Origin of the sequence: Buttiauxella sp. BIGb0471 (assembly GCF_024807715.1) — a bacterium.
Classification (GTDB): domain Bacteria; phylum Pseudomonadota; class Gammaproteobacteria; order Enterobacterales; family Enterobacteriaceae; genus Buttiauxella; species Buttiauxella agrestis.
Window position 1 is genome coordinate 172,618 of sequence record NZ_JANUEU010000006.1, and the last position, 16,505, is coordinate 189,122.

The following is a 16,505-nucleotide window of genomic DNA, read 5'->3' on the forward strand; positions in this document are numbered from 1 at the left end:
CGGTTGTAACGAAGTGCGTAATTGCGGACAATAACCACGCTTTATGAGACTACAGTACATATAAGAATTATTTGGGTTATTGTGCGATTTTCAACCCCAATTGTTGGGGTTTTGTTAAGCCAAAGACTGGCGATGACGTTTCCTTCCAGGGGTGGGAACAAGGATATTCAGGAGAAAACGTGCCAAAGATCCATATTATTTGCTCGGCCTGTTTGTGCCTGGTAAGCACGTGGGCCGGAGCTGCTAACGTGCGTTTGCAGGTTGATGGGTTAAGCGGCGAACTACAAAAAAACGTTCGCGCACAGCTTTCTACCATCCAGAGTGATGAAGTGACGCCGGACCGGCGTTTCCGTGCCCGTGTGGACGATGCTATTCGTAATGGCCTGAAAGCGCTCGGCTATTACGAACCGACTATTGATTTCGACCTGCGCCCACCGCCAGCCAAAGGACGCCAGGTTTTGATTGCCAAAGTCGATCCCGGCCCGCCGGTATTAATTGGCGGCACCGATGTGATCCTGCGTGGTGGCGCGCGCGACGATAAAGATTATATTGCGCTGCTGGGCGAACGCCCAAAGATTGGCACCGTTCTGAATCATCATGATTACGACAGTTTTAAAAAAGATCTCTCGAATATTGCGGTGCGCAAAGGTTATTTCGACAGCGAGTTCACCAAAAGCCAGCTCGGTGTGTCGCTCGAGCGCCGTCAGGCGTTCTGGGATATCGATTACAACAGCGGCGAGCGTTACCGTTTTGGTGCCGTCACCTTTGAAGGTTCACAGATTCGCGAAGAATATCTGCAAAACCTGGTGCCCTTTAAACAGGGTGATTATTACCAGTCGAAAGACCTGGCTGAACTGAACCGCCGTTTGTCTGCCACGGGTTGGTTTAATTCCGTGGTGGTTGCGCCAGAATTTGACGAAGCGCGCAAAACCAAAATATTGCCGCTGCACGGTGTGGTTTCGCCGCGTACTGAAAACACCATCGAAACCGGTGTGGGTTATTCCACCGACGTTGGGCCGCGCGTTAAAGCCTCGTGGAAAAAGCCGTGGATGAACTCTTACGGCCACAGCCTGACCAGCAGCATCAGCCTCTCAGCGCCCGAGCAGATTTTCGATTTCAGCTACAAAATGCCGCTGCTGAAAAACCCGCTCGAGCAATATTATCTGGTGCAGGGCGGCTTTAAAGCCACCGACCTGAACGATACCAAGTCAGATTCCACCACGCTTGCCGTCTCGCGATACTGGGATTTATCCAGTGGCTGGCAACATGCTATCAACCTGCGCTGGAGTCTCGACCACTTTACACAGGCAGACGTCACCAATACCACGATGCTGCTTTATCCGGGCGTGAGCCTTAACCGCACCCGTTCTCGCGGCGGTTTAATGCCGACCTGGGGCGACTCACAGCGCTATTCGATAGACGTTTCTGACACCATGTGGGGTTCCGATGTGGACTTCGCCGTCGCGCAGGCGCAGCAGGTCTGGATCCGTACTTTGCAGGAAAAGCACCGCTTTGTGGTGCGCGGCAACGTGGGCTGGATTGAAACCAATAACTTCGACAAAGTGCCGCCAGACTTGCGCTTCTTTGCCGGTGGCGACCGCAGTATTCGCGGCTATTCCTACAAATCTATCTCACCTGAAAACGAGAAAGGCGAACTGACCGGGGCATCCAAACTGCTCACCGGCTCGCTGGAATATCAATACAACGTGACCGGGAAATGGTGGGGCGCGGTGTTCGTCGATTCAGGCGAAGCGGTGAACGATATTAAACAGAGCAACTTTAAAACTGGCGCAGGCGTTGGCGTGCGCTGGCAGTCACCCGTTGGGCCAATCAAGCTCGATTTCGCCGTTCCGGTGGCGGATAAAGATGAGCATGGCGTACAGTTTTACATCGGTCTGGGGCCTGAACTATGAGTCGCTGGAAGAAGATAAGCCTCGCGGTGTTGGTGTTTGTGGTGCTGCTGATTGGCACCGTGGGTTTCCTGGTGGGGACAACCACCGGGCTACACGTATTATTTAATGCCGCTAACCGCTGGGTGCCGGGTTTAGATATCGCCAGTGTTACAGGTGGCTGGCGTAATCTGACCATCAAAGGGCTGCGCTACCAACAGCCAGGCGTGGATGTGACGGCGGGTGAGGTTAACCTCGCGGTTAAACTCGGCTGTCTGCGTGACAGCAGCCTGTGCGTGAATAATCTCTCGCTCAAAGATATCGACGTGGTTGTCGATACCAAAAAAATGCCGCCGTCGGCCCCGGTTCAGGAAGAAGACACCGGCCCGCTCAATCTCACCACGCCGTATCCCATTACGTTAAGCCGTGTGGCGCTAAATAACGTCAATATCAAAATTGATAATACTACCGTTTCGGTGATGGAATTTACCTCGGGCCTTAACTGGCAGGAGCGTAATCTGACGGTTACGCCGACCAACCTCGAAGGCTTATTGATTGCCTTGCCAAAGGTCGCCAAAGTCGCTCAGGAACAGGTGGTCGAACCGAAAATTCAGAACCCGCAACCGGAAGAGTTGCCGCTGGGCGAAACACTCAAGCAACTGTTTGAAAAGCCTGTTTTGCCAGAAATGACCGATGTGCATTTGCCGCTGAACCTGAATATTCAGGAGTTCCGTGGCTCGCAACTGCGCCTGACGGGCGACACCGATTTGCTGGTCAGCAGCCTGTTGCTGAAAGTCAGCAGCATCGACGGTTCCCTGAAGCTTGATGCGCTGGATGTCGACTCCTCACAAGGTATCGTCAATGCCACCGGCAGCGCGGAACTGCGCGACAAATGGCCGGTCGATTTGACACTTAATACCACGCTGAATATCGACCCGATTAAAGGCGAAAAGGTGAAGATGAAAATTGGCGGGGAGCTGCGGGATGTGCTGAAAGTCGGCATGAATCTCTCAGGCCCGGTCGATATGGAACTCACCGCGCATACGCAACTTGCCGAAGCCGGTTTGCCGCTTAATCTCGAAGTGGTGAGCAAGCAGCTTTACTGGCCGTTTACCGGCAAAAAGGAGTATCAGGCCGATAACCTTAAGCTGAAATTCAGCGGCAAAATGACTGACTATGCGCTGTCATTCCGCACCGATGTGAAAGGCGAGCAAATCCCGCCAGCCACCATCACGCTTGACGGCAAAGGCAACGAACAGCAGCTTAATCTCGACAAACTGCGCGTGGCGGCTTTGCAGGGCAACACCGACCTGAAAGCGGTGCTCGACTGGAGCAAAGCCATTAGCTGGCGCGGCGAGCTGAAACTCGACGGCATCAACACGGCGAAGCAATTCCCCGACTGGCCTGCCAAACTCGATGGCCTGGTGAAAACCAGCGGCAGTTTGTACGGCGGGAGTTGGCAGGTGGATGTGTCTGACCTGAAACTCGCCGGTAACGTCAAAAATAACAAAGTGAATGTCGCCGGGAAGCTCAACGGCAACAGCTACATGCAGTGGAAGATCCCTGGCCTGCACATTGAACTGGGGCGCAATAGCGCGGATGTCAAAGGTGAACTGGGCCAGAAAGATTTGGCACTGGATGCCACCATTGATGCGCCTAATCTCGACAACGCGCTGCCAGGTCTGGGCGGCACGGCGAAAGGCACGATTAAAGTGCGCGGCGATGTGAAAGCACCGCAGTTGCTGGCGGATGTCACGGCGAATAATTTGCGCTGGCAGGAGCTTTCGATTGCACGTGTTCTGCTGAAAGGGGACGTGAAGTCCACCGATCAAATTGCGGGCACTCTGGATTTACGCGTTGAGCGAATTTCCCAGCCGGGCGTTGATCTTAGCCTTGTGACGCTTACCGCAAAAGGTTCTGAAAAACAGCACCAGCTGCAAGTGCGAATTCAGGGGGAGCCGGTTTCCGGTCAACTGGATTTGAGTGGCAGCTTCTCTCGCGAAGAAGAACGCTGGCGCGGCAATCTCAGCAACACGCGTTTTGAAACGCCGGTTGGCCCGTGGTCTTTGAACCGTTCTCTGGCGCTCGATTACCGCAACAAAGAGCAGAAAATCAATATTGGCGCGCATTGCTGGACGAACCCGAATGCTGAACTTTGCGTGCCGCAGCCAATTGATGCCGGTGCGAAAGGGCGGGCGTTGGTCAATCTGAACCGCTTTGATTTGGCGATGCTCAAACCGTTTATGCCAGCCGATACGCAGGCGGTAGGCACGTTCAGTGGCCGGGCGGATGTCAGTTGGGATGCGGAATCTGAAGGCTTGCCGCAGGGTTCTGTCACGCTCGCGGGCAACGGCGTGAAAGTCACACAGATGGTGAACGACAGCCCGCTGCTGGTGGCGTTCGACACGCTTAATTTGAATGCGGAACTCAAAAACAACCAGGCGAAGCTGGGCTGGTTGATTCGTGTTGCTCAAAACGGCCAGTTCGACGGCCAGGTTCAAATTAGCGATCCGCAGAACCGCCGTAATCTCGCCGGTAATGTGAATATGCGCAACTTTGATTTGGCCATCGCCAACGCGGTGTTCGCGCGCGGGGAAAAAGCCGCCGGGAAGCTAAACGCCAATTTACGCCTCGCGGGCAATGCCGAGCGACCACAAATCTTCGGCCAGTTGCAGCTGAATGGTGTGGACGTCGATGGCAACTTTATGCCGTTCGATATGCAGCCAAGCCAGCTTGCCATGAACTTTAATGGCATGAACTCGACGCTTGCCGGAACGGTGCGCACCAAACAGGGCGATATTGCTCTGAGCGGCGATGCGGACTGGACGCAAATCGACAACTGGCGAGCGCGGGTGGCGGCGAAAGGCAATAAGGTGCGCATTACGGTGCCGCCAATGGTACGACTCGATGTTTCACCGGATGTTGAGTTTGTCGCTACGCCAAGTCTGTTTACGCTTGATGGCAGCGTCGATATTCCATGGGCGCGAATTGTGGTGCATGACGTTCCGGAAAGCTCGGTGGGGGTTTCCAGCGATGAAGTGATGCTGGATAAAGATCTGAAGCCGGTTAAACCGCAAACGGCGGGGATCCCGATCAACAGCAATCTGGTGATCCACGTCGGCAACAATGTGCGTCTGGATGCATTTGGCCTGAAAGCGCGCTTAAGCGGCGATTTGAAAATGGTGCAGGATCGCCAGGGCTTAGGTTTGAACGGGCAGATCAATATTCCAGAAGGCCGCTTCCACGCTTACGGGCAGGATCTGATTGTGCGCAAAGGCGAGCTGTTATTCTCAGGCCCGCCGGACCAACCTTTGCTAAATATCGAAGCAATTCGTAACCCGGAATCCACGGAAAACGACGTTATTGCTGGTGTTCGTGTCACAGGATCGGCTGATGAGCCAAAAGCTGAAATATTTTCTGATCCTGCCATGTCACAGCAAGAAGCCTTGTCCTACCTGCTTCGCGGGCAAGGTTTAGACAGTTCTGGCGACGATGGCAACGCCATGACGTCAATGCTTGTGGGTCTGGGGGTTGCACAAAGTGGGCAGGTTGTGGGTAAAATCGGCGAGACGTTTGGCGTAAGCAATCTGGCGCTTGATACCGCAGGGGTGGGGGATTCCTCACAAGTGGTGGTCAGTGGCTATGTACTGCCAGGTCTCCAGGTGAAATATGGAGTGGGTATTTTTGACTCATTGGCGACACTAACACTGCGTTATCGCCTGATGCCTAAGCTGTATCTGGAAGCGGTGTCTGGTATCGATCAGGCACTTGATCTGCTTTATCAGTTTGAGTTTTAGCAATGCGAATATTTGTTTACGGCAGTTTAAGACGCAAGCAAGGTAACAGCCACTGGATGACAAACGCCCAGTGGCTTGGGGAGCATCATGTCGAAAACTACGCTTTGTACAGCCTCGGGCATTATCCGGGCGTCGTCCCGGGTGAAGGTTCCGTGATGGGGGAAGTGTATCGAATTGATGCGTCCACGCTCTCTGAGCTGGATGCTCTGCGCACCAAAGGCGGAGAGTACAAACGCCAGCTCATTCAGACCCCATACGGCAGTGCATGGATGTACGTTTACCAAAGGCCGGTGGATGGCCTTACCCGCATCGAAAGCGGTGACTGGCTGGATAAAGATAAGTATTAGTGACTTCTTAGGTCGGATTAGCGAAAGCGACATTCGACATAAGCTGCATAAAAAAACACCGCCATTTGGCGGTGTTTTCACAAGCATTCAGCGAGGCGCGAATTACTTCTTAGCGCGCTCGAAGGAAGCAACGATTTCAGCTTTAGCCGCTTCTGCATTGTCCCAACCTTCAACTTTAACCCATTTGCCTTTTTCGAGAGCTTTGTACTGCTCGAAGAAGTGGGAGATCTGCGCTTTCAGCAGTTCTGGCAGGTCGTTCACATCTTTAATGTGATCGTATTCTTTGCTCAGTTTGGTGTGCGGAACGGCAACCAGCTTGGCATCTTCGCCCGCTTCGTCAGTCATTTTCAGCACGCCAACTGGACGGCAACGAATCACAGAACCTGGTTGCAGTGGGTATGGCGTTGGAACCAGAACGTCAACCGGGTCACCGTCTAAAGACAGTGTATGGTTGATGTAGCCGTAGTTGCACGGATAGAACATCGCGGTGGACATGAAACGGTCAACAAACAGCGCGCCGGTGTCTTTATCAATTTCATATTTGATAGGATCAGCGTTCGCTGGGATTTCGATAACAACGTAGATGTCTTCCGGCATATCTTTGCCCGCAGGGACGTTGAGTAAGCTCATGTCTTTTTCCTTTAAACTGATGTCATTCAAGTGCCGCGTATTATAGCTAACTCGATTTAAATGTCTTCGCCTCTTTTTGCCTTCACTTCTTAGCCGCAACCGTTTCCAGAACCTTCCGACAACGGGAAAATCCATAAACATAGCCATATTCTTTATAAAATTGTGTAAGCGGTTACAGCCATGCGCATGACTTGTTTGAAGTGTGATGTAACTCATTCTGTTAGCCACTATGTCGTCTATAGTTTTCTCGAAGGTCAGGTATTAACCAACAATAACCCTACGAGGATGTACCTATGTGGAAGCGCTTACTTTTGGTCTCTGCTGTCTCCGCAGCTATGTCGTCTATGGCGATAGCTGCTCCGTTAACGGTCGGATTTTCACAGGTAGGTTCTGAATCCGGTTGGCGCGCGGCAGAAACGTCGGTTGCAAAGAGCGAAGCTCAGAAACGTGGCATCACGCTGAAAATCGCTGATGGACAACAAAAACAAGAAAACCAGATTAAAGCAGTGCGTTCATTCATTGCCCAGGGCGTTGACGCTATCTTCATCGCGCCAATCGTCGCCACGGGCTGGGAGCCAGTACTACAAGAAGCAAAAGAGGCAAAAATCCCGGTATTCCTGCTCGACCGTAATATCGATGTAAAAGACAAATCGCTGTATATGACGGTAGTGACCGCCAACAACGTGCTGGAAGGCCAGTTGATCGGCGAGTGGCTGCTCAAAGAGCTTAATGGCAAACAATGTAACGTAGTAGAACTGCAAGGCACCGTGGGCGCGAGCGTGGCAATCGACCGTAAGAAAGGTTTTGCCGACGCCATTTCTAAAGCGTCTAACGTGAAAATCATTCGTTCCCAGTCTGGCGACTTTACCCGCAGCAAAGGTAAAGAAGTCATGGAAAGCTTCATCAAAGCCGAGAACAACGGCAAAAACATCTGCATGGTTTACGCGCATAACGATGACATGGTGATCGGTGCGATCCAGGCCATTAAAGAAGCGGGCCTGAAACCAGGCAAAGACATTCTGACTGGTTCAATCGATGGCGTGCCGGATATCTACAAAGCGATGATCGATGGCGAAGCTAACGCCAGCGTAGAGCTGACGCCAAACATGGCAGGCCCGGCGTTTGACGCGCTCGAGAAGTTCAAAAAAGACGGCACCATGCCGGAAAAAGTGACCATCACCAAGTCTACTTTGTATCTCCCGGATACCGCGAAAGAAGAGCTTGAGAAGAAAAAATCGATGGGCTACTAAGCTGCTTTACCCCTCACCCTAACCCTCTCCTTGGGGAGAGGGGCGGGGTGAGGGCGTCCGGACTTGTAGCGTGCAGAGGACAATAATGAACACCAACAACAATCAGGAAATTCTGCGCACGGAAGGCTTATCGAAACATTTCCCAGGGGTTAAGGCACTAGACAAAGTGGACTTCAGCCTCAATCGCGGCGAAATCATGGCGTTGCTGGGCGAAAACGGAGCAGGGAAATCAACGCTAATCAAAGCGTTAACCGGTGTTTATCAGCGCGATAGCGGCAATATCTACCTCGAAGGTGAGCTTATCTCACCAAAGAATACTGCCCATGCCCAACAGCTTGGCATCGGCACGGTGTATCAGGAAGTGAACCTGCTGCCGAATATGTCGGTGGCGGATAACCTGTTTATTGGCCGCGAGCCGCGTCGCTTTGGGTTTATACAACGCAAAGAGATGGAAAAGCGCGCCACCCGGCTGATGGAATCCTACGGGTTTTCGCTTGATGTCGCTGAGCCACTGAACCGCTATTCCGTGGCGATGCAGCAAATCGTCGCGATTTGCCGGGCCATCGATCTGTCTGCCAAAGTGCTGATCCTCGATGAACCTACCGCCAGTCTCGACACCAAAGAAGTCGAAATGCTGTTCACCCTGATGCGCCAGCTGCGCGATCAGGGCGTCAGCCTGATCTTCGTCACCCACTTCCTCGATCAAGTTTATGAAGTCACCGATCGCATCACCGTGCTGCGTAACGGATCATTTGTTGGCACGCGTAATACCCGGGATCTGCCGCAGATCGAACTGGTGAAAATGATGCTGGGGCGTGAACTGGAAACTAACGCACTGAACCGTGCGGGCCGTACATTACTGAGCGATAAACCGGTCGCCGCGTTTAAAGATTTCGGCAAGAAAGGGGTGATCAACCCATTCGATCTGGAAGTCCGTCCAGGGGAGATTGTCGGCCTGGCGGGATTATTAGGATCCGGCCGCACCGAAACCGCTGAAGTGATATTTGGGATCAAGCCTGCAGACAGCGGTAACGCGTGGATCAAAGGCAAGCAACAATCGCTGCGATCGCCGCATAAAGCCTCGTCGCTCGGCATTGGTTTTTGCCCGGAAGACAGGAAAACCGACGGTATTATTGCCGCCGCCTCGGTACGTGAAAACATCATTCTGGCATTGCAGGCCCAGCGCGGCTGGCTGCGCCCAATCCCTAAACGTGAGCAGTATCAGATAGCCGAACGGTTTATCCGCCAGCTGGGAATCCGCACGCCAGGCCCGGATCAACCGATTGAATTTCTCTCTGGCGGCAATCAGCAAAAAGTCCTGCTGTCGCGGTGGCTGCTAACCAAACCGCAATTCCTGATCCTCGATGAACCGACGCGTGGGATCGACGTTGGAGCACACGCCGAAATTATCCGTCTGATCGAAACCTTATGTGCCGATGGTCTGGCGCTGCTGGTTATTTCTTCCGAACTCGAAGAGCTGGTGGGTTACGCGGATCGCGTGATCATCATGCGTGACAGGCAGCAAGTGGCTGAGATCCCGCTCGCTGAGCTTTCCGTATCGGCAATTATGAATGCCATTGCGGCATAAGGAGTAACACGTGATGCCTCGTTCATTGCCGCAAACGGATGCTGAAAAGCCAAAGCGAAATTTCCGCTGGCCGCCGGGTATTCCGCAGTTAGTCGCGCTGGTGCTGGTGCTATTGGTTGATAGCCTGGTCGCCAACCATTTCTTTGATATCGTGGTGCAAAACGGACGCCTGTTCGGCAGCCCGATAGACATTCTCAACCGTGCGGCACCGGTCGCATTATTGGCGATTGGCATGACGCTGGTGATCGCCACCGGCGGTATTGATCTTTCCGTTGGTGCGGTGATGGCGATTGCGGGTGCGACTGCCGCGACGTTATCCGTCGACGGACACAGCCTGGCGGTGGTGATCCTGGCGTCACTGGGCGTCGGCATTCTGGCCGGATTGTGGAACGGTATTCTGGTCGCCATCCTCAAGATCCAGCCGTTTGTCGCCACCCTGATTCTGATGGTCGCCGGGCGCGGTGTGGCGCAACTTATCACCGCCGGGCAAATCGTCACGTTCAACTCGCCCAACCTTTCATACCTTGGCAGCGGTGCGCTGTTCTTCTTCCCGACGCCGGTGATTATCGTGCTGGCAACGTTGCTTGTGTTCTGGCTGTTTACCCGTAAAACGGCGCTGGGCCTGTTTATTGAATCTGTCGGGATTAACATTCGTGCGGCGAAGAACGCCGGGGTGAATACGCGCCTCGTCGTGATGCTGACTTACGTGCTGAGTGGCCTGTGCGCCGCTATCGCCGGGATTATCGTGACCGCCGATATTCGTGGTGCCGATGCCAACAACGCCGGATTGTGGCTGGAACTGGACGCCATTCTGGCGGTGGTTATCGGTGGCGGTTCGCTGATGGGCGGGCGCTTTAACATCGCGCTCTCGGTGATTGGGGCGCTGATTATTCAGGGGATGAACACCGGCATTCTGCTTTCTGGTTTCCCGCCTGAGCTTAACCAGGTGGTGAAAGCGGTGGTGGTGATGTGCGTGCTGATTGTTCAGTCACCACGTTTTATTGCTTTGCTCAAAGGACTCCGTCGCCATGATCAAACGTAACTTGCCGTTGATGATTACCCTGGCGGTGTTTGTGCTGGGGTATCTGTACTGCCTGACGCAATTCCCCGGTTTTGCCTCAACGCGGGTAATTTGCAACATTCTGACTGATAACGCTTTTCTGGGGATTATTGCCGTTGGCATGACGTTTGTGATCCTCTCCGGCGGCATCGATCTGTCCGTCGGTTCGGTGATCGCCTTTACTGGCGTATTCCTCGCCAAAGCGATTGGCTTCTGGGGATTATCGCCGCTGGTCGCTTTCCCGCTGGTGCTGCTGATGGGCTGCGCATTCGGCGCGTTTATGGGGCTGCTCATTGATGCGCTGAAAATCCCGGCGTTTATTATTACGCTTGCCGGGATGTTCTTCCTGCGCGGGGTCAGTTACCTGGTGTCCGAAGAGTCGATTCCGATTGATCACCCGATTTACGACACGCTGTCAAACCTTGCCTGGCGCATTCCCGGCGGTGGGCGTTTGAGTGCCATGGGCCTGCTGATGCTGGCCGTGGTAGTGATTGGTATTTTCCTTGCGCACCGCACCCGTTTTGGCAACCAGGTTTATGCGATTGGCGGCAACGCCACGTCGGCCAACCTGATGGGGATTTCCACCCGCAGCACCACGATTCGCATTTATATGCTTTCAACCGGGCTTGCCACGCTCGCTGGAATTGTGTTTTCGCTCTATACCTCAGCGGGTTATGCGCTGGCGGGAATGGGCGTGGAGCTGGACGCGATTGCCTCGGTGGTTATCGGCGGCACGTTGTTAAGCGGCGGCGTGGGAACCGTGCTCGGCACGCTGTTTGGCGTGGCGATTCAGGGGCTGATTCAGACCTATATTAACTTCGATGGCACGCTCAGTTCCTGGTGGACGAAAATCGCCATCGGCATTTTGCTGTTTATTTTCATTGCCCTACAGCGCGGCCTGACGGTGCTGTGGGAAAGCCGCCAAAGCTCGCCAGTGAAGCGCATTAACGTGACGCCTGGTCAAAGTTAAATCGCTTTGCCTAAGGTTTCCCCGGTGATGGTCGATAACACTTCAATCGTTTCTATCGTTCTGTCACCGGGAAAAGAGCATGTTGAAAAATTTGTCTATTCGCACGGGGCTGCTGACGTTGTTAGCAGTTATGACCTTCCTGTTGTTATTTGTCAGCGGCATGGGCATTTACGCTCTGCAACAAAGCTCCACTTCACTACAGAAAATCAACAGCTTACAAGGCGAGCAGATGGTGCGCTTGTCTGATGGCTATGTCTCTTTGCTGCGCGCGCGTAATGGTGCCGGGCAGGCGGTTCGACAGATGGAAATCGGGTTGCTGGATGATGCGACAAAATCTACCGATTACGTCGCAAGTGACGTCACTGCGGCGCAGCAGAAGCTGAAAGAGTTTATCGATAGCGGTGTTGGAGACGAAGAGGGCAATCGCCTGATTCAAAACTTATCGCAAAGTTATGCGGACTATCTCGCAAAAGGCATTAATCCGATGCTGGCTGCACTCACCAAACAAAGCCCCGATGATTACTACGACCTGCTGGAAAAAACGCTGATCCCGCTGTCGCAAAAATTTGATACCGACGTGGAGATTTTCCAGCAGTGGGGCGAACAGCGCGGCAATAGCGAAGTGGAAGCCGTACAACTGCACAAAACCATCGTCCTGACGCTTATCATCATTGCGGCCTTACTCACCGCCGGGATTATCGTGCTGGTGTGGCTGGCACTGCGTCATTTGCTGCTCAAACCGCTTAATCAGTCAATTGAGCAACTGGAGTTTGTTGCCAAAGGTGATTTAACTCAGCAACTGCCCACGGCGGGGAATAATGAATTTGGTCGCCTCGCGACGGCGATTACGGTAATGCGTGATTCGCTGATGGAATCGGTCAGCCGCGTGCGCGATGCCAGTTCGCAAATTGACACCGGCAGCCGCGAACTGGCGGCAGGTAATCAGAACCTGGCTCAACGGACTGAATCCACCGCGACGTCACTTGAGCAAACCGCCGCCAGCATGGAGCAGATCACCGCGACCGTGAAACAGAACGCTGATAACGCGGAGCAGGCACACAAACTGGCGAAAGACGTCTCTGATACCGCCGATCGTGGCAGCGAAATGGTGTGCTATGTGATTGAGAAAATGCGTGATATCTCCAGCAGTTCCGATCGTATTGCCGACATCCTCAGCGTTATCGACGGTATCGCCTTCCAGACCAATATTCTGGCGCTTAACGCCTCGGTAGAAGCAGCGCGTGCAGGTGAACAAGGGCGCGGGTTTGCGGTGGTGGCGGGCGAAGTACGTACCCTGGCAAGCCGAAGTGCTGATGCAGCAAAAGAGATCCGCACCTTGATTTCTGACTCGCAAAACCACGTTGGCGAAGGTCGTGAACTGGCGCAACAAGCCGGGGAAACCATGGATGAAATCGCCGAAGAAGTGATGCGTATGACCCGGCTGGTCAGTGAAATCGCCAATGCATCGAACGAACAAAGTTATGGTATCGAGCAGGTGAATATCGCGGTCAGCCAGATGGATGAAGCAGCGCAGCAAAATGCGGCGCTGGTTCAGGAATCAACAGCGGCTACGCGTTCGCTTGAAGAGCAGTCACAGCATTTGGTGGCGGCAATGGCGACGTTTAGGTGTTGATTCACGCGCCCTCACCCTAACCCTCTCCCCCGGGAGAGGGGATTGCTCGGTATTCTCCCTCTCCTGGGGGAGAGGGCCGGGGTGAGGGGGTAAATTAAAACGAATTAAGCATCCGGATACTCACGAATAAAACGTTCTACATCATCAACCATGTGTTCGTTGCCCACGAAGAACGGGCGGCGCTGATGCAGGGTTTCCGGGATGATATCCAGAATACGTTCTTTACCGTCGCTGGCTTTGCCGCCGGCTTGTTCCGCAAGGAATGCCATTGGGTTGCCTTCATACAGCAAACGCAGTTTCCCTTGCGGGTGACTGGCGGTGCTTGGGTAGAGATAAATTCCGCCTTTCAGCAGGTTACGGTGGAAATCTGCTACCAGTGAACCGATGTAGCGTGAGGTGTACGGGCGCTGAGTATTTGAATCTTCTTCCTGGCAGAACTTAATGTACTTTTTCACACCCTGTGGGAAACGGATGTAGTTCCCTTCGTTGATGGAATAGGTGCTGCCAATTTCCGGGAAGCGCATGCGCTCCTGGCACAGGCAGAAAACGCCAAGGGAAGGATCGTAGGTGAAGGCGTGAACGCCACAACCGGTGGTGTAAACCAGCATGGTTGAGGAACCGTAAACCACATAACCGGCGGCGACCTGGCGGTTGCCTGGCTGAAGGAAATCAGCTTCAGTGACTGGTGTGCCGACCGGCGTAATACGGCGATAGATAGAGAATATTGTTCCTACTGACACGTTCACATCGATGTTTGATGAGCCGTCGAGCGGGTCCATCAATACAACATACTTGGCATGTTCCGCGCCTTCGAAAACAACGATGTCATCTTCTTCTTCGGAAGCCACACCCGCCACAATCCCTCGGGCTTTAAGTGCGGCTTTCAGTTTTTCGTTCGCGAACAGGTCGAGTTTTTGCTGCACTTCGCCCTGAACGTTTTCAGCTCCGCTGGCACCCAGAATATCAACCAGACCCGCTTTGTTGATGTCGCGGTGGATGATCTTTGCGCCGAGCTTTATCGCCGACAGCAAGGCAGTCAGTTCACCGGTTGCGTGGGAGAACTCGTGCTGCTTTTCGACAATAAATTCACCTAACGTTTTCATAACACTTTCCCTGCATCAGTCAGTTAAATAAAACGATTGCAACAATCCTAACAAAGATTCAAATAGTAGCGTACAGGTGAATCGCGCCAGCAAAATACGGAATTAACTTAAATGCGATTTGCCACCACCTCACATACGGTTAGAATGTGCGCCAAATAATGAAAGGATGGTTTTTATGCGCATTCATATTTTGGGTATTTGCGGCACGTTTATGGGCGGCCTGGCTATGCTGGCACGCTCACTCGGCCATGAGGTGACTGGCTCGGACGCCAACGTCTACCCACCAATGAGCACTTTGCTTGAAGAGCAAGGTATTGAATTAATTCAGGGTTATGATCCGAGCCAGCTCGAACCACAACCGGACCTGGTTATTATCGGTAACGCAATGACGCGTGGAAATCCATGTGTTGAAGCCGTTCTCGAGAAAAGCATTCCTTATATGTCTGGCCCGCAATGGCTACACGATTTCGTACTACGTGACCGTTGGGTGATTGCCGTTGCGGGAACGCACGGTAAAACCACTACTGCGGGTATGGCGACATGGATTCTGGAAGCCTGTGGCTACAAACCTGGTTTTGTGATTGGCGGCGTACCGGGCAACTTCGATGTTTCTGCACGTCTGGGTGATAGCCCGTTCTTCGTGATTGAAGCCGATGAATACGATTGTGCGTTCTTCGACAAGCGTTCCAAATTCGTGCATTACTGCCCGCGCACATTGATCCTCAATAACCTTGAGTTTGACCATGCGGACATTTTTGACGACCTGAAAGCGATTCAGAAACAGTTCCACCATCTGGTGCGTATCGTGCCGGGTCAGGGGAAAATCATCTGGCCAGAAAGCGATACTAACATTAAGCAAACGCTGGCGATGGGTTGCTGGAGCGAGCAAGAGCTGGTGGGCGAACAAGGTCACTGGCAGGCGAAGAAACTGAATCCGGACGCGTCTAACTGGGAAGTGTATCTGGATGGCGAACGTGTCGGTGAAGTGCACTGGCAGTTGGTGGGCGAACATAACATGCATAATGGTTTGATGGCGATTGCCGCCGCGCGCCATGTGGGTGTGACGCCAGCTGACGCGGCTAAAGCACTGGATAGTTTTGTGAATGCGCGTCGTCGCCTTGAATTGCGTGGCGAAGAAAATGGCGTGACGGTGTATGACGATTTTGCGCATCACCCAACGGCGATTCTGGCAACGCTTGCGGCATTACGCGGCAAAGTGGGCGGCACGGCGCGTATTCTGGCGGTGCTTGAGCCACGTTCCAACACCATGAAAATGGGTCTGAGTAAAGATGACCTTGCGCCATCGCTGGGCCGTGCAGACGAAGTGTTCTTGCTCCAGCCGCCACATATTCCGTGGCAAGTGGTGGAAGTCGCAGAAGCCTGTATTCAGCCTGCGCACTGGAGTGCAGATGTCGATACGCTGGTGGATATGGTGGTGAAAACTGCCCAGCCAGGCGACCACATTCTGGTGATGAGCAACGGCGGTTTCGGCGGGATTCATCAGAAATTGCTGGATGCGCTGGCGAAGAAAGCTGAAAAACAGTAATAAAAAAACCCGCAAATGCGGGTTTTTTTTATGGGTGGCAAAATTCATTCAGCCACTTTAGTTTCTTAGCCCTGGCTTTCGGCCAGTTCGCGCAGATAAGAGAAAATCTGGCGGTAAGATTTTGGCGGCTTATTGGCTGCCTTTTCTTTTTGAGCGTTACGGATCAGTACGCGCAGTTGCTGACGGTCAGCTTCCGGGTAAAGTCTTAACACTTCGGTCATCGCATCATCACCTTCTTCAACCAGGCGGTCACGCAATGCTTCCAGTTTATGGAACAGCGCAACTTGCTGGTTGTGACGGTTTTTCAGCTTGTCCAGCGCCACACGGATCGGGTCCATATCGCGCGAACGCATCATTTTGCCAATCAACTGAACCTGGCGGCGACGGCCTTCTTTTTTGATTTTCTGAGCAAGATCAATCGCGGCACGCAAATCTTCATCCAGAGGGATTTTGTCGAGCGCGTTCTTGCCCAACTCCATCAGCTCCATACCTAAGCGTTTTAATTCCTCGGCATCACGCTTAATTTCGCTTTTACTGACCCAGATAATCTCATCATCTTCGTCTTCATTTTCGTCATCTGGGACGTCGTCGAGCCAGTCATCGGGCTGCTTAGTCATATTAGGCTCCTTAAAAAAAGTGGCTAATTCTACCAGTAAAGCCTGTTCACTGCGAAATTGTTCTGTTCTGGGTTA

The 16,505-nt window shown here is 53.1% G+C and carries 12 protein-coding genes; 9 read left to right on the plus strand and 3 right to left on the minus strand.

All coding sequences use genetic code 11. The features are described 5' to 3' along the window. The first annotated feature begins 179 nt into the window (after positions 1-179). The 3 genes from tamA to M2371_RS18155 are packed head-to-tail and all read left to right on the plus strand — an operon-like array spanning position 180 to position 6,033. Positions 180-1,913 (plus strand): autotransporter assembly complex protein TamA, encoded by a 1,734-nt coding sequence (gene tamA / locus M2371_RS18145; RefSeq protein WP_172895674.1) that lies wholly within the window; start codon positions 180-182, stop codon positions 1,911-1,913. Continuing rightward, positions 1,910-5,686: a translocation/assembly module TamB domain-containing protein gene (locus M2371_RS18150; RefSeq protein ID WP_259268370.1), complete on the plus strand. Its 3,777-nt coding sequence runs from the start codon at positions 1,910-1,912 to the stop codon at positions 5,684-5,686. The genes tamA and M2371_RS18150 overlap by 4 nt, the downstream gene beginning before the upstream one ends. 2 nt (positions 5,687-5,688) lie before the next feature. Beyond that, the gene (locus M2371_RS18155) at positions 5,689-6,033 is read left to right on the plus strand and encodes a gamma-glutamylcyclotransferase (RefSeq protein ID WP_115631258.1); all 345 of its coding nucleotides are present in this window, start codon (positions 5,689-5,691) and stop codon (positions 6,031-6,033) included. Between the two features lie 102 nt (positions 6,034-6,135). On the opposite strand, the gene ppa is transcribed toward M2371_RS18155, so the two are convergent. Then, positions 6,136-6,663, minus strand: a complete 528-nt coding sequence (ppa, locus tag M2371_RS18160) for an inorganic diphosphatase (protein WP_034492882.1) — start codon at positions 6,661-6,663, stop codon at positions 6,136-6,138. Between the two features lie 293 nt (positions 6,664-6,956). Here ppa and ytfQ point away from each other — a divergent pair, with 293 nt between their 5' ends. From ytfQ to M2371_RS18185, 5 genes are all read left to right on the plus strand, one after another. Beyond that, entirely contained in the window at positions 6,957-7,913 is a 957-nt protein-coding gene (gene ytfQ, locus M2371_RS18165) for a galactofuranose ABC transporter, galactofuranose-binding protein YtfQ (RefSeq protein WP_034461239.1), read from the plus strand. A gap of 85 nt (positions 7,914-7,998) precedes the next feature. Beyond that, positions 7,999-9,501, plus strand: coding sequence for a galactofuranose ABC transporter, ATP-binding protein YtfR (gene ytfR, locus M2371_RS18170; RefSeq protein WP_034492884.1), 1,503 nt, complete (start codon positions 7,999-8,001; stop codon positions 9,499-9,501). 10 nt (positions 9,502-9,511) lie between these two features. Continuing rightward, complete coding sequence (ytfT, locus tag M2371_RS18175; protein ID WP_259268371.1) at positions 9,512-10,543, plus strand: galactofuranose ABC transporter, ATP-binding protein YtfT; 1,032 nt, start codon at positions 9,512-9,514, stop codon at positions 10,541-10,543. Continuing rightward, on the plus strand, positions 10,530-11,531 hold the full coding sequence (gene yjfF, locus M2371_RS18180) for a galactofuranose ABC transporter, permease protein YjfF (protein WP_259268372.1): 1,002 nt from the start codon (positions 10,530-10,532) through the stop codon (positions 11,529-11,531). Before ytfT ends, yjfF begins: the two co-directional genes overlap by 14 nt. Before the next feature lie 79 nt (positions 11,532-11,610). Then, positions 11,611-13,164, plus strand: a complete 1,554-nt coding sequence (locus M2371_RS18185; protein WP_259268373.1) for a methyl-accepting chemotaxis protein — start codon at positions 11,611-11,613, stop codon at positions 13,162-13,164. Positions 13,165-13,268: 104 nt separating this feature from the next. Here M2371_RS18185 and fbp read toward each other — a convergent pair whose 3' ends face one another. After that, positions 13,269-14,267: a class 1 fructose-bisphosphatase gene (gene fbp / locus M2371_RS18190; protein ID WP_034492895.1), complete on the minus strand. Its 999-nt coding sequence runs from the start codon at positions 14,265-14,267 to the stop codon at positions 13,269-13,271. A 175-nt stretch (positions 14,268-14,442) separates the two neighbouring features. Here fbp and mpl point away from each other — a divergent pair, with 175 nt between their 5' ends. After that, entirely contained in the window at positions 14,443-15,813 is a 1,371-nt protein-coding gene (gene mpl, locus M2371_RS18195; RefSeq protein ID WP_172895671.1) for a UDP-N-acetylmuramate:L-alanyl-gamma-D-glutamyl-meso-diaminopimelate ligase, read from the plus strand. Between the two features lie 65 nt (positions 15,814-15,878). On the opposite strand, the gene yjgA is transcribed toward mpl, so the two are convergent. Then, positions 15,879-16,430 (minus strand): ribosome biogenesis factor YjgA, encoded by a 552-nt coding sequence (gene yjgA / locus M2371_RS18200; protein ID WP_034492900.1) that lies wholly within the window; start codon positions 16,428-16,430, stop codon positions 15,879-15,881. Positions 16,431-16,505 lie beyond the last annotated feature (75 nt).